20 protein-coding genes are annotated in these 19,207 nt (G+C 31.8%); 2 read left to right on the top strand and 18 right to left on the bottom strand.

What is annotated here, in order from left to right:
* Positions 1-154: 154 nt before the first annotated feature.
* Complete coding sequence (locus CKL_RS05795; protein WP_012101559.1) at positions 155-559, top strand: hypothetical protein; 405 nt, start codon at positions 155-157, stop codon at positions 557-559.
* A gap of 48 nt (positions 560-607) precedes the next feature.
* Here the strand turns inward: CKL_RS05795 and CKL_RS05790 are convergent, their stop codons facing one another.
* Positions 608-3,148 (bottom strand): calcium-translocating P-type ATPase, PMCA-type, encoded by a 2,541-nt coding sequence (locus tag CKL_RS05790; protein WP_012101558.1) that lies wholly within the window; start codon positions 3,146-3,148, stop codon positions 608-610.
* Positions 3,149-3,380: 232 nt separating this feature from the next.
* On the opposite strand from CKL_RS05790, the gene CKL_RS05785 reads away from it, so the two are divergent.
* Positions 3,381-5,015, top strand: a complete 1,635-nt coding sequence (locus CKL_RS05785; RefSeq protein WP_012101557.1) for a putative manganese-dependent inorganic diphosphatase — start codon at positions 3,381-3,383, stop codon at positions 5,013-5,015.
* A 52-nt stretch (positions 5,016-5,067) separates the two neighbouring features.
* Here CKL_RS05785 and CKL_RS05780 read toward each other — a convergent pair whose 3' ends face one another.
* The 17 genes from CKL_RS05780 to CKL_RS05705 all read right to left on the bottom strand — a co-directional run bounded on the left by CKL_RS05780 (position 5,068) and on the right by CKL_RS05705 (position 19,205).
* Positions 5,068-5,739 carry a flagellar brake protein gene (locus CKL_RS05780; RefSeq protein ID WP_012101556.1) on the bottom strand — a complete coding sequence of 224 codons (672 nt, stop codon included), beginning with the start codon at positions 5,737-5,739 and terminating at the stop codon, positions 5,068-5,070.
* Positions 5,740-5,942: 203 nt separating this feature from the next.
* Positions 5,943-6,368, bottom strand: coding sequence for a hypothetical protein (locus CKL_RS05775; RefSeq protein WP_012101555.1), 426 nt, complete (start codon positions 6,366-6,368; stop codon positions 5,943-5,945).
* A gap of 70 nt (positions 6,369-6,438) precedes the next feature.
* On the bottom strand, positions 6,439-7,224 hold the full coding sequence (locus tag CKL_RS05770) for a flagellar basal-body rod protein FlgG (protein ID WP_012101554.1): 786 nt from the start codon (positions 7,222-7,224) through the stop codon (positions 6,439-6,441).
* A 32-nt stretch (positions 7,225-7,256) separates the two neighbouring features.
* Positions 7,257-8,024, bottom strand: a complete 768-nt coding sequence (locus CKL_RS05765) for a flagellar basal-body rod protein FlgG (protein ID WP_012101553.1) — start codon at positions 8,022-8,024, stop codon at positions 7,257-7,259.
* Positions 8,021-8,143, bottom strand: a complete 123-nt coding sequence (locus tag CKL_RS21500) for a hypothetical protein (RefSeq protein WP_278184435.1) — start codon at positions 8,141-8,143, stop codon at positions 8,021-8,023. Before CKL_RS21500 ends, CKL_RS05765 begins: the two co-directional genes overlap by 4 nt.
* A 77-nt stretch (positions 8,144-8,220) precedes the next feature.
* A complete protein-coding gene (locus CKL_RS05760) occupies positions 8,221-8,781 on the bottom strand; it encodes a hypothetical protein (RefSeq protein ID WP_012101552.1) in 561 nt (186 codons plus the stop codon).
* A 40-nt stretch (positions 8,782-8,821) separates the two neighbouring features.
* A complete protein-coding gene (locus CKL_RS05755; RefSeq protein WP_012101551.1) occupies positions 8,822-9,547 on the bottom strand; it encodes a FliA/WhiG family RNA polymerase sigma factor in 726 nt (241 codons plus the stop codon).
* Positions 9,548-9,602: 55 nt separating this feature from the next.
* Positions 9,603-10,478: a MinD/ParA family protein gene (locus tag CKL_RS05750; protein ID WP_012101550.1), complete on the bottom strand. Its 876-nt coding sequence runs from the start codon at positions 10,476-10,478 to the stop codon at positions 9,603-9,605.
* Positions 10,472-11,665: a flagellar biosynthesis GTPase FlhF gene (gene flhF, locus CKL_RS05745; protein ID WP_012101549.1), complete on the bottom strand. Its 1,194-nt coding sequence runs from the start codon at positions 11,663-11,665 to the stop codon at positions 10,472-10,474. The genes CKL_RS05750 and flhF overlap by 7 nt, the downstream gene beginning before the upstream one ends.
* Complete coding sequence (flhA, locus tag CKL_RS05740; protein WP_423200915.1) at positions 11,665-13,680, bottom strand: flagellar biosynthesis protein FlhA; 2,016 nt, start codon at positions 13,678-13,680, stop codon at positions 11,665-11,667. Before flhA ends, flhF begins: the two co-directional genes overlap by 1 nt.
* 56 nt (positions 13,681-13,736) lie before the next feature.
* A complete protein-coding gene (locus CKL_RS05735) occupies positions 13,737-15,557 on the bottom strand; it encodes a fused FliR family export protein/FlhB family type III secretion system protein (protein WP_012101547.1) in 1,821 nt (606 codons plus the stop codon).
* Between the two features lie 80 nt (positions 15,558-15,637).
* The gene (gene fliQ, locus CKL_RS05730) at positions 15,638-15,907 is read right to left on the bottom strand and encodes a flagellar biosynthesis protein FliQ (protein ID WP_012101546.1); all 270 of its coding nucleotides are present in this window, start codon (positions 15,905-15,907) and stop codon (positions 15,638-15,640) included.
* Between the two features lie 10 nt (positions 15,908-15,917).
* Positions 15,918-16,694 (bottom strand): flagellar type III secretion system pore protein FliP, encoded by a 777-nt coding sequence (fliP, locus tag CKL_RS05725; protein WP_012101545.1) that lies wholly within the window; start codon positions 16,692-16,694, stop codon positions 15,918-15,920.
* Complete coding sequence (gene fliO / locus CKL_RS05720; RefSeq protein ID WP_012101544.1) at positions 16,684-17,097, bottom strand: flagellar biosynthetic protein FliO; 414 nt, start codon at positions 17,095-17,097, stop codon at positions 16,684-16,686. The genes fliP and fliO overlap by 11 nt, the downstream gene beginning before the upstream one ends.
* A gap of 48 nt (positions 17,098-17,145) precedes the next feature.
* Positions 17,146-17,667, bottom strand: coding sequence for a flagellar basal body-associated FliL family protein (locus CKL_RS05715; protein ID WP_012101543.1), 522 nt, complete (start codon positions 17,665-17,667; stop codon positions 17,146-17,148).
* A 56-nt stretch (positions 17,668-17,723) separates the two neighbouring features.
* Positions 17,724-17,906: a flagellar FlbD family protein gene (locus CKL_RS05710; protein ID WP_012101542.1), complete on the bottom strand. Its 183-nt coding sequence runs from the start codon at positions 17,904-17,906 to the stop codon at positions 17,724-17,726.
* 252 nt (positions 17,907-18,158) lie between these two features.
* A complete protein-coding gene (locus tag CKL_RS05705) occupies positions 18,159-19,205 on the bottom strand; it encodes a flagellar hook-basal body complex protein (RefSeq protein WP_012101541.1) in 1,047 nt (348 codons plus the stop codon).
* Positions 19,206-19,207 lie beyond the last annotated feature (2 nt).

The following is a 19,207-nucleotide window of genomic DNA, read 5'->3' as shown; positions in this document are numbered from 1 at the left end:
AGTTTGCTCATAGCAACTACTTTTTTCCATCTAAATATTAGAAGAATTTATAAAGGAAAGCAGCAGTGCTTATCTCCCAACTTTAAAAAAGATGAGAGTATTAGCTACTTACAGCCTTAGGATAAAAATAAAGTAGTAAAGGGGTTAATATTATATGAGTTTTAAAGAGAAGATTGCACAATACTATACAAAATCCTATCTAAAAAAATATGGAGATAGATTGACTCAAGTACAAGGTACTGTGGTATCTATTAAAATAACCAGAAAAACTATACTATGGATATTTAATAAATTAACAGTAACTCTCTTAGTCAGACCTGAAAGAAGTAAAAATATAGTAAAGTGTTCTTATATCAGAAAAAAGTGGTTTAAAAAACCGGAATTTATATCTATAAATCAGGGAAATTTGGTTTTGGTTCAAGGTCTTAAGGGGAAAAGAGGAAAGGGAAACAGAGAAAGTTTAGACCTTATAAACATAAGGAATATTACTTCCAAAAAAGACTTAATACCTATAGAAGGCAAAATGCCTAAAGTACAAAAAATAAAGAGATTTAAATAATGGATGCAGGAATTGCAAAAAACAATTCCTGCATTTATTATTTAAATATTATTTAAAGTATAAATATATACCATTAATAAATGCGATTATGCCAGAAAAGAATAAAACTATAAACCATTGTGCAATGCCTAATGGTGACGTATGAAATACTCCCTGAAGAAATGGTACATAGAGTATACACAAGAGCATAAAAATAGATGTAGCTACCGCACCTAAAAGATAAATATTTGTAAATAAGCTTATCTCAAATAAAGAGTGTTTTTCTGATCTGCATTCAAATACATGTATAAGTTGTGATATTATAAGAGTACAAAGAGCTATAGTTCTTGATGTTTTAAGTCCAAATCCTAAATAAAGACCTACTACAAAGGCAAGTACCGTACAAACTCCGATCAATGCCCCTCTTACAATTATCTTTTCACTAAGTCCCCTTGCAAATATGCTTTCATCTTTAGCTCTTGGTTTATCCTTCATTATATCACCCTGAGGTGGATCTACCCCAAGGGCTATGGCAGGAAGTCCATCTGTAGCCAAATTCACCAGTAATATTTGTATAGGAAGCAGCGGAGTATCTAAATAAAATAAAGAAGTTAAAAACATAGTCAAAACTTCCCCTAAATTACAGGACAGCAAATATCGTATAAACTTTCTTATATTATTATAAATTACCCTGCCCTCTTCCACTGCAGATACTATAGTTTTGAAATTATCGTCCAATAGTATCATAGAAGATGCCTCTTTAGTTACATCTGTTCCAGATATGCCCATACAAATTCCTATATCTGCCTCCTTGACAGCTGGAGCATCATTTACCCCGTCTCCTGTCATTGCCACAATATTGTTTTTGGATTTAAATGCTTTAACTATTCTTAACTTATGACCCGGGTTAACTCTTGCAAATATAGATATATCATTTACTCGGCCTGAAAGCTGTTTATCATTTAGCTTGTCTAATTCTTCTCCTGTTATAACCTCACTTTGGCTTTTACATATATTTAATTCTTTTCCTATGGCAAAAGCCGTATTTTTATGATCTCCTGTTATCATAACAGGTCTTATACCCGCCAGTTTGCATTTTAACACAGCATCTTTTACTTCACTTCTAGGAGGGTCTATGATTCCTGCTACTCCTATAAAGATCAAATTATTCTCAAGAGACTTATTGGCATAAACTTCTTTATCCTTATAAGCACATGCTATACATCTAAGTGCATCAAAGGACATATTTTCCACTGACTTTAAAGCCTTGTTTTTTTCAATAGCTGTAAAAAGTTTTACCTGTCCTCTGTCTAATATATATTTACATTTATTTATTACTCTTTCTGGTGCTCCTTTTACATAGCATACCTTTTTCAAGCCCTCCTTCATTATAACAGACATCATTTTTCTATCTGAATCAAAAGGGATGTCATAAATCCTACTGCCTTTATCCAAAAAATCCTTCAAAGATTTACTTTCTTTAAAAAAAGCTTTTATAAGAGCCGTTTCCGTAGGATCTCCCATAAGTGCCTCCGAGACCTTTTTTTTCTTAGGATCAAAATTAGAGTCATTACAATATGTAAAAGCTTTTTTCATAAGAATATTCTCTGGCAAGCTCATCTTTTCTAATTTGTGTATTTTTCCATTAAAGTATAAAGCCTTAACAGTCATTTTATTTTCAGTAAGAGTCCCCGTCTTGTCACTACATATTATAGAAGTACACCCTAATGTCTCAACAGCAGGCAGCTTTCTGACTAAAGCATTTCTTTTTAGCATCCTAGATACTCCAAGGGCAAGTGCAACTGTAACTATAGCTGTAAGCCCCTCTGGAATAGCAGCTACTGCTAAACTCACTCCTACCAGAAACATCTGATATTTATCCTGTCCCCTCCACATACCAGTTAAAGTTACCATAATACATATTACAATACATATTACAACTAATACTTTTCCCAAAGAAGAGAGTTTTTCTTTAAGAGGGGATTTCTCCTTTTCAATATTCTGTAGCATACCTGCTATCTTTCCCATTTCTGTATCCATACCGGTTGCCACTACTTTTGCTTTCCCTTTGCCTTTTACAACTATGGTGCCCATGTATATAGAATTATTTTTTCCTGAAGTACTTTTTTCTACCCCTAAAGATTCTCCAGTTAAAATAGATTCATCTACCATAAAATTACCTTCAGACATTAGAATACAATCTGCAGGTATCTTGTCTCCTGTTTCCAGAAGTACTACATCTCCTATAACCAATTCTCTAGCATTTATAACCTTTAATTTACCACTTCTAATCACTTTTGATGTGGGAGATGCCAATTCTTTCAATGCCTCCAGAGATTTCTCCGTTTTAAATTCCTGAGCAAATCCTAATATGGCATTCATAATTACAATAATAAGTATAGTTACAGCATCTGCCCTCTCCCCTATAAATCCAGATATTATAGTAGCTACTATAAGAATCCATGTTATGAAATCATTAAACTGGGAAAGAAATATTTTTACTGGGGATATTCTCTTTTTATTTTCTAGTAAATTAGCACCATACTTTTTAAGTCTTCTCTCTGCTTCCCCTTGAGTTAATCCATTTTCTAATTCTCTCTCATCTACCAATTCTATCCCTCCAGGATATTTATTTTATACAACTAATATATGCCCTTTTCAGCTTATATTATGACAGAATAATCTCTATTTATATGAATGCTGTTACTATTGCATGTAGATAATTAATTAGAGTTTTGCTATAATATTATTGTTTATATACCAATCAAATGATTCTAAGGGTTATATATTACAGCCTTTGGATAATATTCTATTTGTTTTTTATATTTAGGAGGAAAAATTTATGAACGACATTATATACATCACGGGACATAGTAATCCAGATACGGATTCCATATGCTCTTCCATAGCTTATGCAGAATTTAAAAATAAAACAGGTTTAAACGCAATTCCCATAAGATTGGGAGATATAAATAAAGAAACTCAGTTTGTTCTAGATTATTTTAACGTAAAGCCCCAAAGGTTAATGACAAATGTTAAAGCTCAGATTTCAGATTTAGATATCGATAGTGTAAACCCTATCTCTCCACAGACCTCTTTAAAAACCGCATGGTCCATGATAAGTAAGACCAGCGTAAAGACTCTTCCTGTTGTGGATGAAGAGGATAGGTTAATAGGAATTGCATCTCAATCAAATGTGACCTCTTATTATATGGATATATGGAATGCCAATATAATAGAAAAAAGTGGTACCACTCTTGAGAACATATTGGATACTCTTTCAGCTAAGTGTCTAAATACCTTTGATGAAAACTCCACATTTAACGGAAAAATTATAGTTGCTGCCATGCAGCCTGAAAGCATGACGGCTATGATAGAAGAAGGAGACATAGTAATATGCGGTGACAGACAGGATGCACAGGATGCAATACTAAATTGCAAAGCTTCTCTTATGATAATAACAGGTAACCACACAGTAGATGAAGACATCATAAAAAAGGCAGATGAAATGAAGTGTACAATTATAGTTACTCCTTTTGATACCTTTACTACTTCCAGGTTGATTCCCCAAAGTATTCCTGTGGGATATGTTATGAAAAAGGATGATATATTGTCTTTTAAAACTTATGACTTTATAGATAAAGTAAGAGAAGTCATGTTAAAAACCAGATATAGAAGTTATCCCGTAGTAGACTCTGAAAATAAGGTCATAGGAAATATTTCCAGATATCATTTAATCTCGCAGAACAAAAAAAGAGTAATACTTGTGGATCATAATGAAAAAGCTCAATCTGTCCAGGGACTGGAGGATGCAGAAATTCTAGAAATACTGGATCACCATAAAATAGGTGATGTAAAGACTGGTTCTCCTATATACTTTAGAAATGAACCTGTAGGATCTACAGGAACTATAGTAGCCTCAAGGTTTTTTGAAAACGGAATAAGGCCTTCTCAAAAAACCGCCGGACTTCTCTGTGCTGCTATAATTTCAGATACTTTATTATTTAAATCTCCAACTTCTACGGATTTAGATAAAATGATGTTAAAAAGGCTATCTGCTATAGCTGGCATAAATCCTGAAGCTTTTGCAAAAGAAATGTTCAAAGCTTCTTCTTCTCTTAAGGGAAAAACTCCACAAGAAATATTAAATGAAGATTTTAAAACTTTTAATATTTCTGATGTTAAAGTAGGAGTTGGTCAGGTTCAAATTATGGATGCTGAAGAATTCAAGTGCATAAGGCAGGATGTATTGGATTTTATGGAATTAAAATCTTCTGAAGAAGAATTCGGACTTATAATACTTATGGTAACGGATCTATTAAGGGAAGGTTCTGAACTCATAGCTGCAGGTACACAAAAAGATATTGTATCCAAGGCTTTTGGAGTGAATTTAATAGATAATGGAGCTTATGTACCTGGTATTTTATCAAGAAAAAAACAAGTTATACCACCTCTTACTGCCGCAATGTCTTCTTAAAAAACCAAATATATAAAACTTGCAGGTTATTAATAATAACCTGCATTATGCTTTAATCCTGTTTTACACCTTTTTTCATATGTTCTCTCATTATTTGAAATAGTCCTCTTATTATCTTTTCCCTGCTTAATCTATCTAGGTTTATAAAAGATACTCCACATATTAATTTTTTATTTTCCCTATTCTCATGAATTCTAACCAGTTTTCCCTTTACATCTAATCTATTATTTTCAAGGGGAAGTGTTATCATAATTTTATCTCCCAGTTTTAATTTATCTTTTAAACTGGCATCTACAATCATTTTCATTCCTCCACCGCTCATATCCAAAGAACATGCTTTAAATACCTCTACTTGATCATTTAAATTATTTAAACTTTTTTCCACAGGAATTAATGCACACAATATATCTACTATCAAAGGCACTCTTACAAAATTTCTTCTTTGAAAAAGTTCCATTTTTTCTGGTTTTCTAAGCATTATTATAAGTATTTTCTCTATTTTACGCCCAATAACCACCGTAAAAAATTTATATATATTTTTCCCTTCGTAGTATATTCCCTCCACTTTATCTCCCTTTCGAAGAGACATATACTTATGATTACATATAGGAACACTTATGCCTATATAATCTTCCGATACATCCTGAATATTACTTTTATATATTTCTCCGCCATCATCTATTTCAATTCTATTATTAATCACAAACTCAACCTTGCATTTCATATTACCTCTTCTCCTTACAAAAATTATAAAAGAACATTAAAAATTTTTCTAATAAGCTATTTATTATTATATCATTGTAATTTAACTGTTTGTATATATTTATATGTATTTGTTTATTATTTTTTAATTTATTATCAAGCAATTTTTAGTTTAAAATATATAAAGGACCTGAAAAAGTATGCTTTTTCAGGTCCTTTATATATTTAATCTCGTATATCTGACATATCTACAGTTCTCATCTTTACATCACAATTTTCATCATATGGTAATACATTCTCTTCTAAGTACTCTAAATCATCTGCTTCATCCTCTTTTTCCAATTTATCCTCTTTAATACTTTCTTCTCTTAAATCTTCTTCCTCATTTAAATCCTGCCTGTAATAAGGCATGGAATATCCCTCATAATAAGGATATATTGGTGGGGGCATTTGAGGCATGTAATTCGCCGGATACATATATCTCATATATGGATTTACACCACCCATAAAAACAGGATACATTTTACAAAAAGCAGGTTCATAATAATAAGGCATATCTATAGGGTATTGATAATCATCCTCCATGTCATCGTACATATAATCATTTTCGTCCATATATTCATCCGGCTCCATATCTGGCCACCTGTACATAATATAACTCCTCCTGAAAATATTACATCTATACATTATATGTTTATATAATACATATGTTTACATAAAATTATCTTTTCATATTATTTATAAGTCCCCACATCTCATCAGCGGTGGTAAGCCCTTTTGCCCCCAAGGCAAAAGCTCTTTGAGCCAATATCATATCTGTAATCTCCCTACCCAAATCAACATTGGATTGCTCTAAATACCCCTGAAGTATATTTGCATCTTGATTTTCAGTGACTTGAACATTCTCTGCAGGCAAATATAGATTATCGCCAATGGATAACATAGAATCCTGCCCTACTGCATTATATACATTTATCTTTCCATACAATACACTATTATCATCTACATTCACATATATTTGTCCCTTTTTATCTACTGTAAAATTATCATTATTAAGTAAAACCCCTGAATTTATCAAGTTAACTCCTTCTTCTGTAAGATTTACCTCCAACCTGTTTCCATCTGGATCCACTAGTTCTCCCATTGAATTCACATTAAAATTTCCTGCTCTTTCATAGCCTTGAGTACCGTTTTGAAGAGTCACTCTAAAAAATCCTTCTCCGTCTATTGCCATATTTGCTTTTAACCCTGTTTCCTGAAGACTGCCCTGTAAAGTATCTCTAAGCCAGTTTGTAGTTCTAACTCCCGTACCGTTAATAGTGTTTTGCCCTTCATCATTGACCGGATATCCATTCCTATCTAAAGTTTCATATACCAGATCCTGAAAATTTACAACCTCTCTTTTATAGCCAACAGTCTCTGCATTTGCCATATTGTTAGATATACTATTGAGTTTTTCCTGTTCGGCATTCATGGCACTTGCACTGTTCCATATAGCTCTAAGCATGAAAATCCCTCCTAAAGTAATTCTTATATACTCTATACTTTTCCCGCTTCATTTATTAATTTATCCAAAGTTCCATCTATTGACTGAACTACCTTTTGATCTGTTTCAAAAGTCCTCATAGTGGTTATTAAATCAGACATTGTATTTACTAAATTTATATTGGATTTTTCCAGTGATTTTTGTCTTACTACTGTATTTATCTCTGCTGCATTTTCTCCAGTATATAAATTATCTCCAACTTTGGTTAAATCATTATAGTCATTAAAATCTACCGTATATATTTTATACCTTTCATTTCCATCTATACTTATATTTCCATAAGCATCTGAAGTTATATCTCCATTACCTACATTTATGGCACCCAGTGCTCCTGTCTGATTATCTCTTCCTATAACTGTATTTCCAGAATCATCTACCAGTATTCCCTGTGTATTTACATGAAAATGTCCGTCTCTTGTGTAAAACTCATTTCCGTCCTCTCTCCGAACTGTAAAAAATCCTCTACCATCAATAGCAAAATCTGTAGATATATCAGTGGACTCTATGGTACCTTGAGTAAATCCTGTATCCACTGAATCTATTTTACTTCCTAGTGTCATAGATCCTATTACATTTCTTACATTTTTTCCATTTACTACTTTATCATAATTCTGTATAAGTACTTCATTAAATGGGGTACTTTTTAAGTCGTCCTGTTTAAATCCAACAGTATTTACATTAGCTAAATTATTTGTTATTACATCCTGCTTTGCCTCTTGAACTATCATACCAGATACAGCTGTATAAAAGCTTCTAATCATTTATTTTCCTCCCCACTATTGATGACCTTCACTTCATCTGGATATTTCATTCCCATAGAACGGGCCTTATCCTCAATTTGACTTTTACTCATTTCATATTGAATTTTTACGCCACTCATAACAAATGTAGTTATTAGAATACCTATGCCTATGCCTATTAATATTTTTCTATCGCTAAAAAAATCAAAAATTAATTTTATTCTGTATATAACTCTTTTATTAATAAAACCTCCCCCTTATCAATGCCCGTTTTTTCAGACACTTCATTTATAGACATGCCTTCTTTAAGCAATTCTCTTATTTTATGGATTTTAACATTATTGCCAGTTTCTCTTTCCTGCCCGCCGCTGGTGAATTCTTCATATTCTTCAGGCTGCTTTACAATAATATTTTCATTGTATATATCCCCATTTTTATTTTCTAAAATATCAACCGGATTATATCTTGAATTATTATCTGCCTCATTATTATCCAAACCAATATTTTCAGTAATTTTTTGACCTCTGCCATTATAAAGCATTACTTCAGCAGCTGGATTTTTTCTTTCATATCTTAAACTCTCTATTTCCTCATGAAGTTTGAGTATTGTTTCTGAAAATTCTTTTTTTATCTTAGCAATTTCAGCTCTATAATCCTCCATGTTATTTTGTTTCACAGTTAATTGATGTTGAAAAGATTTCTTTTCCTTAATCACTGCATTTAAATTCAATACTATAAGAAGTATTCCCATTATAATCATCAGTATAATTAAATTCATATTAACTCCTCTTTTAAAACACTAATTACTTATTATGAATTTACATATATTTCAATTTTGCCATGGCTTTTCTCAAATGCACTATTGCCCTACTATGAAGTTGACATACTCTAGACTCAGATACATTTAAAATATGACCTATTTCTTTTAATGTTAACTCTTCATAATAATATAAAGTAAGTACTAAATTATCTTTTTCATTTAAAAGTTCTAAAGCTTTGGCTAAATATTTTAATTTTTCTTTCTCCTCCAAGTTCCTTTCTGGACTGGGACTTTTAGTATCTTCTATGGTACCCATAATAGGAATATTATCCTCATCGGAAAATACCAGATCCTCTAAAGAAACCATAGATATATAATTTATATAATTCTCAATTTCCATCATTTCTTTTAAAGATATCCCAAGCTTACTTGCTATTTCAACACTATTAGGTTCTCTGCCTAATTCTCCTTGAAGATATTCCACCGCCGCATTATATCTATTAAGCTTGTCCATAGCTCCTTTGGAAATAGGACTATTTCTTCTTAGTTCATCTATCATAGAGCCCTTTATTCTTATGGAAGCATAAGTGGAAAATTTCATCCCCCTATCCTTATCAAACTTATTTATGGCATCCATCAAGCCTAAAGTTCCATAGCTGACTAAATCTTCATATTCAATATATTTAGTCTTCCCTATTATGACTCTAGACGCGATATATTTCACTAGAGGAAGATATTTTTTAACTAATTCTTCTTTTATATTTAATTCATTTGCCAAAGCCATAATTTTAATCTCCCTTCATTTTTCTTATATTCTGTCATAGTATGCTTTAATCTTTTTATGAAAAAATATTAAAAATTTTCTTAAATAAATTCTGAACACTAGCTTTTGATTCGAAATTTTTAATTCCTGTAAGCTTATTTGCTATAAAATTTATATCTTTTGAAGCTTGTGAACTTGGATAGTTTATTAAAAGTGGAATTTGATTTCTAACAGCTTGTATAAGATTTTTATCATCTGATATATACCCTAAATATTCAAGTTCAATACTCAAAAACTTATTTACTACACTGTTAAATTTGTTAAAAGTTTTTTCTCCTTCTTTAATGTCCATGACTCTGTTTATAATTACCTTGGCTCTATCCTTCAATTTAAAGTGGTTTACAGCTTTTAACAAACTATATGCATCTGTAAGTGAGGTGGGTTCTGGAGTAGTTATTGTAATAAACTCCTCGCAGCAAGTTATAAAAGCCAACACATCTCTATTTATACCAGCTCCTGTATCTAATATTATATACTCCACATCACTTAAAGAAGATAATTTTTTTATAAAATCCTCCCGTTGAGTTTTTGTTATACCTTCAATTTTTAAAATTCCAGTTCCTCCTGGAAGCAGTTTTACTCCAAAAGGCCCTTTAATAACAACCTCTTCTATGGTTTTATTCCCCAAGATTACATCATACACATTATATTTAGGTAAAAATCCCATAAGCACATCATCATTGCCCATCCCCATATCCCCATCAAATATTAGAACTTTTTTGTGCATTTTTTGCAAAGCTATAGATACATTCACTACAAAATTGCTTTTTCCAACCCCTCCTTTACCAGAAGCAACTGCTATTATCCTGGGTTTTGCATTACATACCAGGTCCACTTTGGATTGTTTATCTACCTGAGCTAATTTTCTCAATTGTTCAGCTTGATCTAGCATATAATATCCTCTCCCAATACAAGCTTTGCTAATTCTTCAGGCTCCATAATTTTTATATCTTCTGGTACATTTTGTCCTGTTGTGACAAAACTTATAGGCTTTTTGGCTAATTGTAATATATTCAATATAGAACCATAAGTTGATGTCTCATCCAACTTAGTTATTATTATGTCACTGTAATTTAGCTTCTTATATCCATTCACTATTACATCTATATCTTTATTTTTAGTAGTACAACTTATTACTAAATGTACATTACTGGTCTGAACCTTGTCTATAAATGCCCTCAACTCTGATATTTGCATTTCATTTTTACTACTTCTTCCTGTAGTATCTATTAAAATAATATCACAGCTCTTCATGTTATCTATAGCTTTTGCCATATCCTTCATGGAAAATATCACCTGAAAAGGTATATTCATTATATCCGCATAAGTTCTAAGCTGTTCTACCGCTCCTATTCTATATGTATCTATGGTTATAAGACCTACTTTTTTCTTTTCAATAAGCACAAGTTTTCCAGCAAGTTTTGCAATGGTGGTTGTTTTACCCACTCCTGTAGGTCCTACTAGGACAACCACATGTTCTAGTTCTTTATTGTCCACTTTTATCATGCTTTTTACTACTTCTTTTAATTTTACCTCTTCTTCTCTATCATCATCCATTGCATTTATACTATTTAATATTTTCTTTACTACACTATGGCTAAAGTCACTATTTTCAAGTCTTATTTGAAGCTTGCTTCTTCCAATATTTCCGTAAGAACCTTGTATTACTTCATTTAACATATTTTTCATCTGTTGTACTTCTCTTATAATAGCATCATTATTTTTATCTACTATACTATTTTCATAAAATCCTCTAGGCGTATTGGAACTTTTTATAATATTATTTGGTACAGCTTTATCATCTAAAGTTGTATCTTTGATTTTATTATCTATTATTCTTTTTATAGCCTCAACACTCTGTTTCATATCATCTTTATTATCATGGCGTCTCTTTTTATCCTCTTCTTTTTTGTTGTCCACAGCTGCAGTAACCTCTAAGATCCTTTTGGAAAAAAAACCTATTACTCCGCTTTTTCTAATCTTTCTCTGACTTATAATTATAGCTTCATTACCTAACTCATATCTGATTCTAGTAATAGCTTCGTTCATGTTATTGGCCTTATATCTTTTAATGATCATTATATTGAAATCACTCCTTCAGTCTTTATCTCCACATCATTTGGTATTTCATTTAACGATAGCACATTTACAGACTGAAATACCATCTCAATTAACTTTCTAAAAGGTGCCCTTATTTTAGGCGAAACCAATATTATAGGCTGATTTTCATAGAAATAAACTGAATCCAGAACTTTTTTTATAGAATTTAATATTTTATTTGTAGTTTCAGGATCTACAGAAGGAAAAGAACCCTGCATAGATTTCTGAATATTACCGCCTATTAAACTCTCTAATTCTTGTGATAAAGTAACTACTACTACAGCACCATTTTCATCTATGAAAGAATTACATATACTTCTTCCCAAAGAGAATCTTACATATTCTGTTAGAAGCTCAATATCCTTCGTGCTTCTTGAATTATCCGCCAGAGACTCTAATATGGTTACCATGTCCTTTATAGATACCCTTTCTCTTAAGAGATTCTGAAGTACTTTCTGAACTTCTCCTATTGTAAGTAAATCCGGTATAAGTTCTTCCACCACTGTAGGATATTTTTCCTTTACAGAATCCACTATTATTTTAACTTCCTGTCTTCCAAGTAATTCATAGGAGTGATTTTTTATGGTTTCTGTTAAATGGGTTACCATAACAGTGGTAGGATCTACTACCGTCAATCCTTTAATTTCTGCTTCTTCCCTTTGATCTCTGTTAATCCATGTAGCCGGTAGCCCAAAAGAGGGCTCCACAGTACTTATACCCTGAATAGCAACATTGGAATTAGTAGGATCCATGCATAACAGCATATTTGGAATAAGTTCTCCTCTAGCCATTACAGTACCCCTTATTTTTATAACATAATCATTGGTCTTTAACTGAAGATTATCTCTAATTCTAATAGGCTGTACTATTATTCCCATCTCAATGGCACATTGTCTTCTAACCGAGGTTATCCTTTGAAGTAGATCTCCCCCTGAACTCTCATCTGCAAGTGGTATTAAACCATACCCTATTTCTACTTCCATAGGCTCTACAGATATGAGATTCATTACATTCTCTGGTTCCTTATTTTCTATTTCAGTCATTTCTTGATTTTCCATTTCAATCTGCTGCATATTCTGCTCTTTCTCATCTTTATATAGGAGATAAGCTGCTATGCTGCAAGCTATTGCCAATATAAAAAATGCCAGATGAGGAAGACCTGGTATAATTGCTAAAAATAGAAGAACTGCTCCTGCCATAGCTATTACTTTAGGAAATCCAGTAAGCTGTTTCATAGCAGAAGTACCAAAGTTTTCACTGCTTCCAGAACGGGTAACAAGTATACCAGAGGCTGTAGATATTAAAAGAGCTGGAACTTGAGTTACTAACCCATCACCTATGGTAAGTTTGGTATAGGTCTGGGCTGATGTTGCAATATCCATTCCCATTACCACAACCCCAATTATTATTCCCGCTATTATATTTACCACCATAATTACAAGTCCTGCTATAGCATCACCTTTTACGAATTTAGAAGCACCATCCATGGCTCCATAAAAATCTGCCTCCATCTGAAGTTTGGACCTTCTGGCTCTGGCACCATTTTCATCAATCAATCCTGAATTCAAATCTGCATCAATACTCATCTGCTTGCCAGGCATAGAATCCAGTGTAAATCTGGCTGAAACTTCAGATACTCTGCCGGCACCGTTGGTTATTACTATAAACTGTATAATTACTATAATCAAAAATATAATTATTCCTACAATATAATTTCCACCTACAACAAAATTTCCAAAAGAATTTATAACTTCTCCTGCATAACCATCCTTTAATATAAGCCTTGTAGAAGATACATTGAGGGCTAATCTAAATAAAGTTGTAATTAAAAGTAGTGTAGGAAATACCGAAAATTGAAGTACTTCTGTGGTAAACATGGTTAAAAGTATAATTATTACAGATAATGTTATATTAAAAGACATAAGAATATCTAAAAGTTCCGGCGGCATAGGTATTATAATCATAAACACTATCATAATAACTACAAGAGCCATTATTATATCTACATTGTTCTTTAAAGTAAATCTTCTTTTGCTTCCTTCCAAAAATATCACCTCATCTTATAAACCAAAGCCAATACCTCTGCTACTGCTTGATACATCTCCATAGGAATCTCTTTATCCAGGTCTACCTCTTTGTATATAAGTCTTGCAAGAGGTGGATTTTCAATTATAGGAACATCACAATCTTTGGCCACTTTTTTTATTCTGAGAGCTACTAAATCTTGTCCTTTCGCCGAAACTACAGGTGCATTTTGATTCTCTTCATATTTAAGCGCTACAGCTACATGAGTAGGATTTGTTACTACTACTGTAGCCTTTGGAACTTCCTGCATCATTCTCCTCATAGCCATTTCCCTTTGTTTTTGCTTTATTTTACTTTTAATCTGTGGATCTCCCTCATCCTGTTTATATTCTTCTTTAACCTCTTGCTTAGACATTCTTAAATCTTTATTATATTGAAAAATTTGAAATATGTAATCTATTATGGCTATAATTATCATTATCATAGCTACTCTAAAAAATATGTTTACTGTAAGCTTTGAAATGGCCTTTACTATACTTTCAAAATTCAAACTGCTTAAAGTCATTATATATAGATAATTATCCTTTACAAACTTCACTCCTATAATTCCAACTATGGTTATTATAGAAAGACTTTTCAAAAGTTCCATTACAGATCTCATGGAAAACATTCTCTTAAATCCATTTATGGGATTTAACTTTGAAAAATCCGGCTTTAAAGGATGAGAAGTCACAAGTCCTCTGGTTTGGAAAAAATTTGCTAGGACCCCCATAACAAGTATAGGCACAGCCACAGGTAAAAATATTATTGCTAATCTCCAAAGGGTTATAAAAGTTATTTTTTGGACACTGGCATAATCTAAAGACATAACCAGATAATTATTAAAAAATGTTATCATAGTAGTTTTTACTTGAGAGCCCACATATCCCCCAAGGGCAAGTATAACCAGTGTAGACGCCAGAAGAGTGAGAGCCAGGGCTATTTCTTTACTCTTTGGAATCTGTCCTTTCTTTCTAGCATCACTTTTTTTCCTAGGAGTAGCTTCCTCTGTCTTATCATCAGAGGCAAATATTATAAGCAGCGGCAGTGCATTATAAAATCCCTTTATAGAGTCTGGTATGGCTTGAAAAGAATTTCCCATAATTTTTAAGAATATAGGAAGTGCAAAACAGAAGGAGCCAAGCCCTATTAATATTTTAATTGGAAGTCCAAGTATCATTATATTAAGTTGTGGAACAGTTCTTGCAATAAGAGACATAGTTAAATCCGCTATTAAAATTATAAGCAGTATGGGTATTGCTATTTTTAAAGCTATGGAAAAATACATTATAAACGCTTTTATTATAATATTAATAGAACCCTGTGCTAAAAAAAAACTCCCCAGCTTTATAGTAGCAAAACTATCTATGAGAGATCTTATCAGCATATGATGTCCATCTACAGCAAGAAAAACTACCATGCAAAACCAATACATCAGCCGTTCTAATAGAGTAGTATTACTGCTAGAATTTGGATCGAACATACTCATCATAGAAAATCCTACCTGTAAATCCATATAACTTCCTGCGATCCTAAAAGCAGTAAAGCACAAGCTTACCAGAAAACCTAATGTCAATCCTGCCGCAGCCTCATTTATACAATTATATACAAAAGGTATAGTACTACTTATGGTATTTACAGTAGAATAATCTATTCCTGGTAAAAGTATATAAGCTATAACTAAAGTCAATCCCACTTTTACTATATTAGGAGTGCCATTTGGAAAAAATATAGGAATCATTGTAAAAAAGCAAAATATTCTTAATGTTACAAGTATTAAAGCTGTAAAATACAAAGTATCTATCAAATTACCCACTCCATATAATTTATAGTATTGAATTTAAAAAATTAAAGCTTAAATATTTTTGTTTTTTTGCCTCTAATCCTTTATTGGGTTATATTCGCTATATATGTAAAAATTCTTTCAGTAAAACTTACTATCTGGTGAAGCATCCAACTTCCAGTAAGGAGTCCTATTATCGCTACGGCTATTAACTTAGGTACAAAGGTGAGAGTCTGCTCTTGTATCTGAGTAGTTGCCTGAAATATGCTTATTATAAGACCTACCAGTATGGAAATTATTAAGATAGGTGCAGAAATCAAAAGTCCTGTCTGTATTGCATCTTTTATAATACCCATCACCATATTTTCGCTCATAAAATTCACCTCATGAAAAACTTATAATTAAAGATTTTACCAATAAATACCATCCATCTGTCATTACAAATAAAAGAAGCTTAAATGGAAGTGATATCATAACCGGCGGAAGCATAAACATTCCCATAGACATAAGCACACTTCCTACCACCAGATCTATTATCATAAAAGGTATGTAAAGCAAAAATCCGATTTGAAAGGCAGTTTTTAATTCACTTATTATGTACGCAGGAATCACCACATAAAGAGGTGCATTGTCTTTTGTAACCTCATAATTTAATTTAGCTTCATCCACAAACAATTTAAGATCCTTTTGTCTTGTCTGCTTTAACATAAATTCTCTAAGGGGCTTGGCTCCCCTTTCTACAGCCTGTTCTTGAGTTATACCATTTTGCAGATAGGGTTGTATGGCCTCAGAATTTATTTTTCCATAAACAGGTAACATAATGAATACTGTAAGGAAAAGAGCAAGTCCAACTAATACCTGATTAGGAGGAGACTGTTGAGTTCCCATGGCAGTTCTCAAGAATCCAAAAACCACTACAATTCTTACAAAACTTGTCATCATCATTATAATAGATGGAAGCAGTGTAAGTATTGTAAGCATTATAAGTAACTTTATATTACCGACATACTGCTGAGGTGTGGAAGCATTGTCTACAGAGATATCTATATTAGGTATAGGAAAATCCGTAGGTGCGCCGTGAACTGTATGAACTGTGAAAATAATAAAATATACCACTAAAACTGAAATAATTATACTATTTGTGTGGAATTTACCTTTCATCTTTATCTTCCTTTTTACCCTTAAGTTTTTTAACTAAAATATTCTCATTAGTTTTCCTTAAAATATTTTTTAATTCCATTTTATTATATAAGTCTTTTAAATTCTTATATTCATATACATTTCTCTTTTTTTCCATGTCTGATATTTCTGTTTCATTTAATTCGTATATTATTTCAACCCTACTATTAGTGGATGAAATCACATACGCCTTATCTCCAATTTTCACTATTAGCAAACTGTTCTCCTTTGAAATCTGAGTTCTCTCAACTACTTTTATATATCTGCCATTTTGAATACTTTGAAGTTTACCTCCACCATATTTTACTGATATATATATAAGACAGAGTATGAAACCTAAAGATATAATTATTTTAAAAATCATCCACCATAATTCAAGATCCATATAAATTTCTCCATATTAAGTCAAATTATAAAAAACTATCCATATATACTACTGTGTCAATATGTCACTGAAATATACATTATTTATTTTTCCTTTTTCCAGCATTGGATTTATTCTTTGAATAATTTCTATTTTTATATTATCCATATTTTTGTCATTTATGTCTTCTACCTTTTTAGTCCTTAGAACTTCTATAATAGCATCCCTTATAATTGGAGTTTTTTCTGTTAATTCATCAGTTAATTTTTTACTGTCATAACCAAGATATACATTTACCTTTAAATAATTTTTTCCACCTTCATCTGCTAAATTTATGGTAAATTCACTCAAATCAAAGGTTTTAGCCGAAACTACATGCTGCAGATAACTTGAATTTTCTCCACTTTGAGTCTGTGTTTGGGCTTGGGTTACATTTGAAGTAGTCATATTTTCATTAGAATCCGTATTTTTATCACTTAAAAATTTACTATATCCAAAAAACACCCCAGCTCCAACTGCTGCCACAAGAAAAAACACTATTAAAATTACTTTTAAGCCCACGCCACCCTTTTTTTTCTCTTTATTTTCCACTGTGTTTTCTCCTTTCAAAATATTATGCAAAATTGTAAATTAATCTTTCATATTGACTAAATATATATTTTTCTCTTGTATTCTATAATTTTTTCAATTATCTCATCATTGGATTCTTTAACTATATATTTATTTCCATTTACAAGAGTAATTACACTTTGTGGAATTTCTATTAATTTCTCTATATGATCTGAATTTATAACAAATTCTTTTTCATCTAATCCTGTAAGTTTTATCATAAAATGCCTCCTTAAAATATATCAATATTTTTCAAAGCCCTTATAAATTTTAACATCCTCCTACCTAGTATTCAATGTAAAATTTATAAACAAAATCATGAAAATATGTAATTTATTATAAACTCAAATATATGTATATTTCAAGTAAAGTAATTACTAAGCTATAGAAACTCAGTTTTTAAAATATATTGACATATAAGATAAATAATTATTTATCTTAAAGTCAACATATTTTAAACTAAAAACTATTTGCTATCTTTTTAAGTTTATTAAATCCTCCAGTATAGTATCTCCATTAGTTATCATTTTACCATTTGCCTGAAAAGCCCTGGTAGCTACTATCATATCTGTAAACTGCTGTGCCAGATCCACATTTGACATTTCAAGAAATCCCTGAGTTATTTTACCATAACCTGCACTATTATCATTTTCAGCGCCTTTTCCGCTCATTACTATAGGCTGTCCTGAATTTGAGGATGTAGTATAAAGATTTCCTCCTTCTTTTACGAGTCCTCCTTCATTTTGAAAGGATACCATAGCTATCTGGCCTAAAACAGCTGTAGTTGAATCTGTAAGTTGTGCCGTTATAATTCCATCTTTACCTACAGAAAAAGATTTAACCTTTACTAATTGATCATCCTTAGTTATATAATTTGGAATAGATAGTGGTACCAATTTATCCGTAACTGAAGTTACAGTACCGTTGGCATCTACAAACTGTACGGCATTTTGAAATGTATCCTCTGTATCATTTTGCAGATAGGTTATGGTAGAAGTGTTATTTTCATCTGTTACCAGATAACCCATAACCCTATATCCATTCTGGTTTATCAGATTGCCCTGGGTATCTAAATAAAAGGATCCATCCCTGCTATAATGAGCCTCTATGGTATTTTCTACTTCATTGTCTCCCCCACCCAGTATATTATTATCTTCATCAATTGAAATTCCTGTATCATCCGAAGTCTCTCCCAACTTACCTGTGCCTACTACAAAATATCCTGTTCCATCTATTGCAAAATCTAAATTTCTATTTGTAGTACCCATACTTCCTGTGGTAAAATCTGTACTTATACCTGCTACTTGCACTCCAAGGCCACTTTGTTTTCCATTAACTCCTCCTATGCTAGTACTTGGTGCACTTGGATCCGAAAGATTTTGACTTATCATATCCTGAAAATTCATACTTTGAGTCTTATATGCAGTGGTTGATGAATTAGCTATGTTATTTCCAATTACATTTAATTTTTGCTGATTAGCCCTAAGACCGCTAATCCCTGAATACATCGATGGCAGCATAT

Source organism: Clostridium kluyveri DSM 555 (assembly GCF_000016505.1).
GTDB lineage: Bacteria > Bacillota > Clostridia > Clostridiales > Clostridiaceae > Clostridium_B > Clostridium_B kluyveri.
This window is presented reverse-complemented; position numbering and strand designations above follow the sequence as displayed.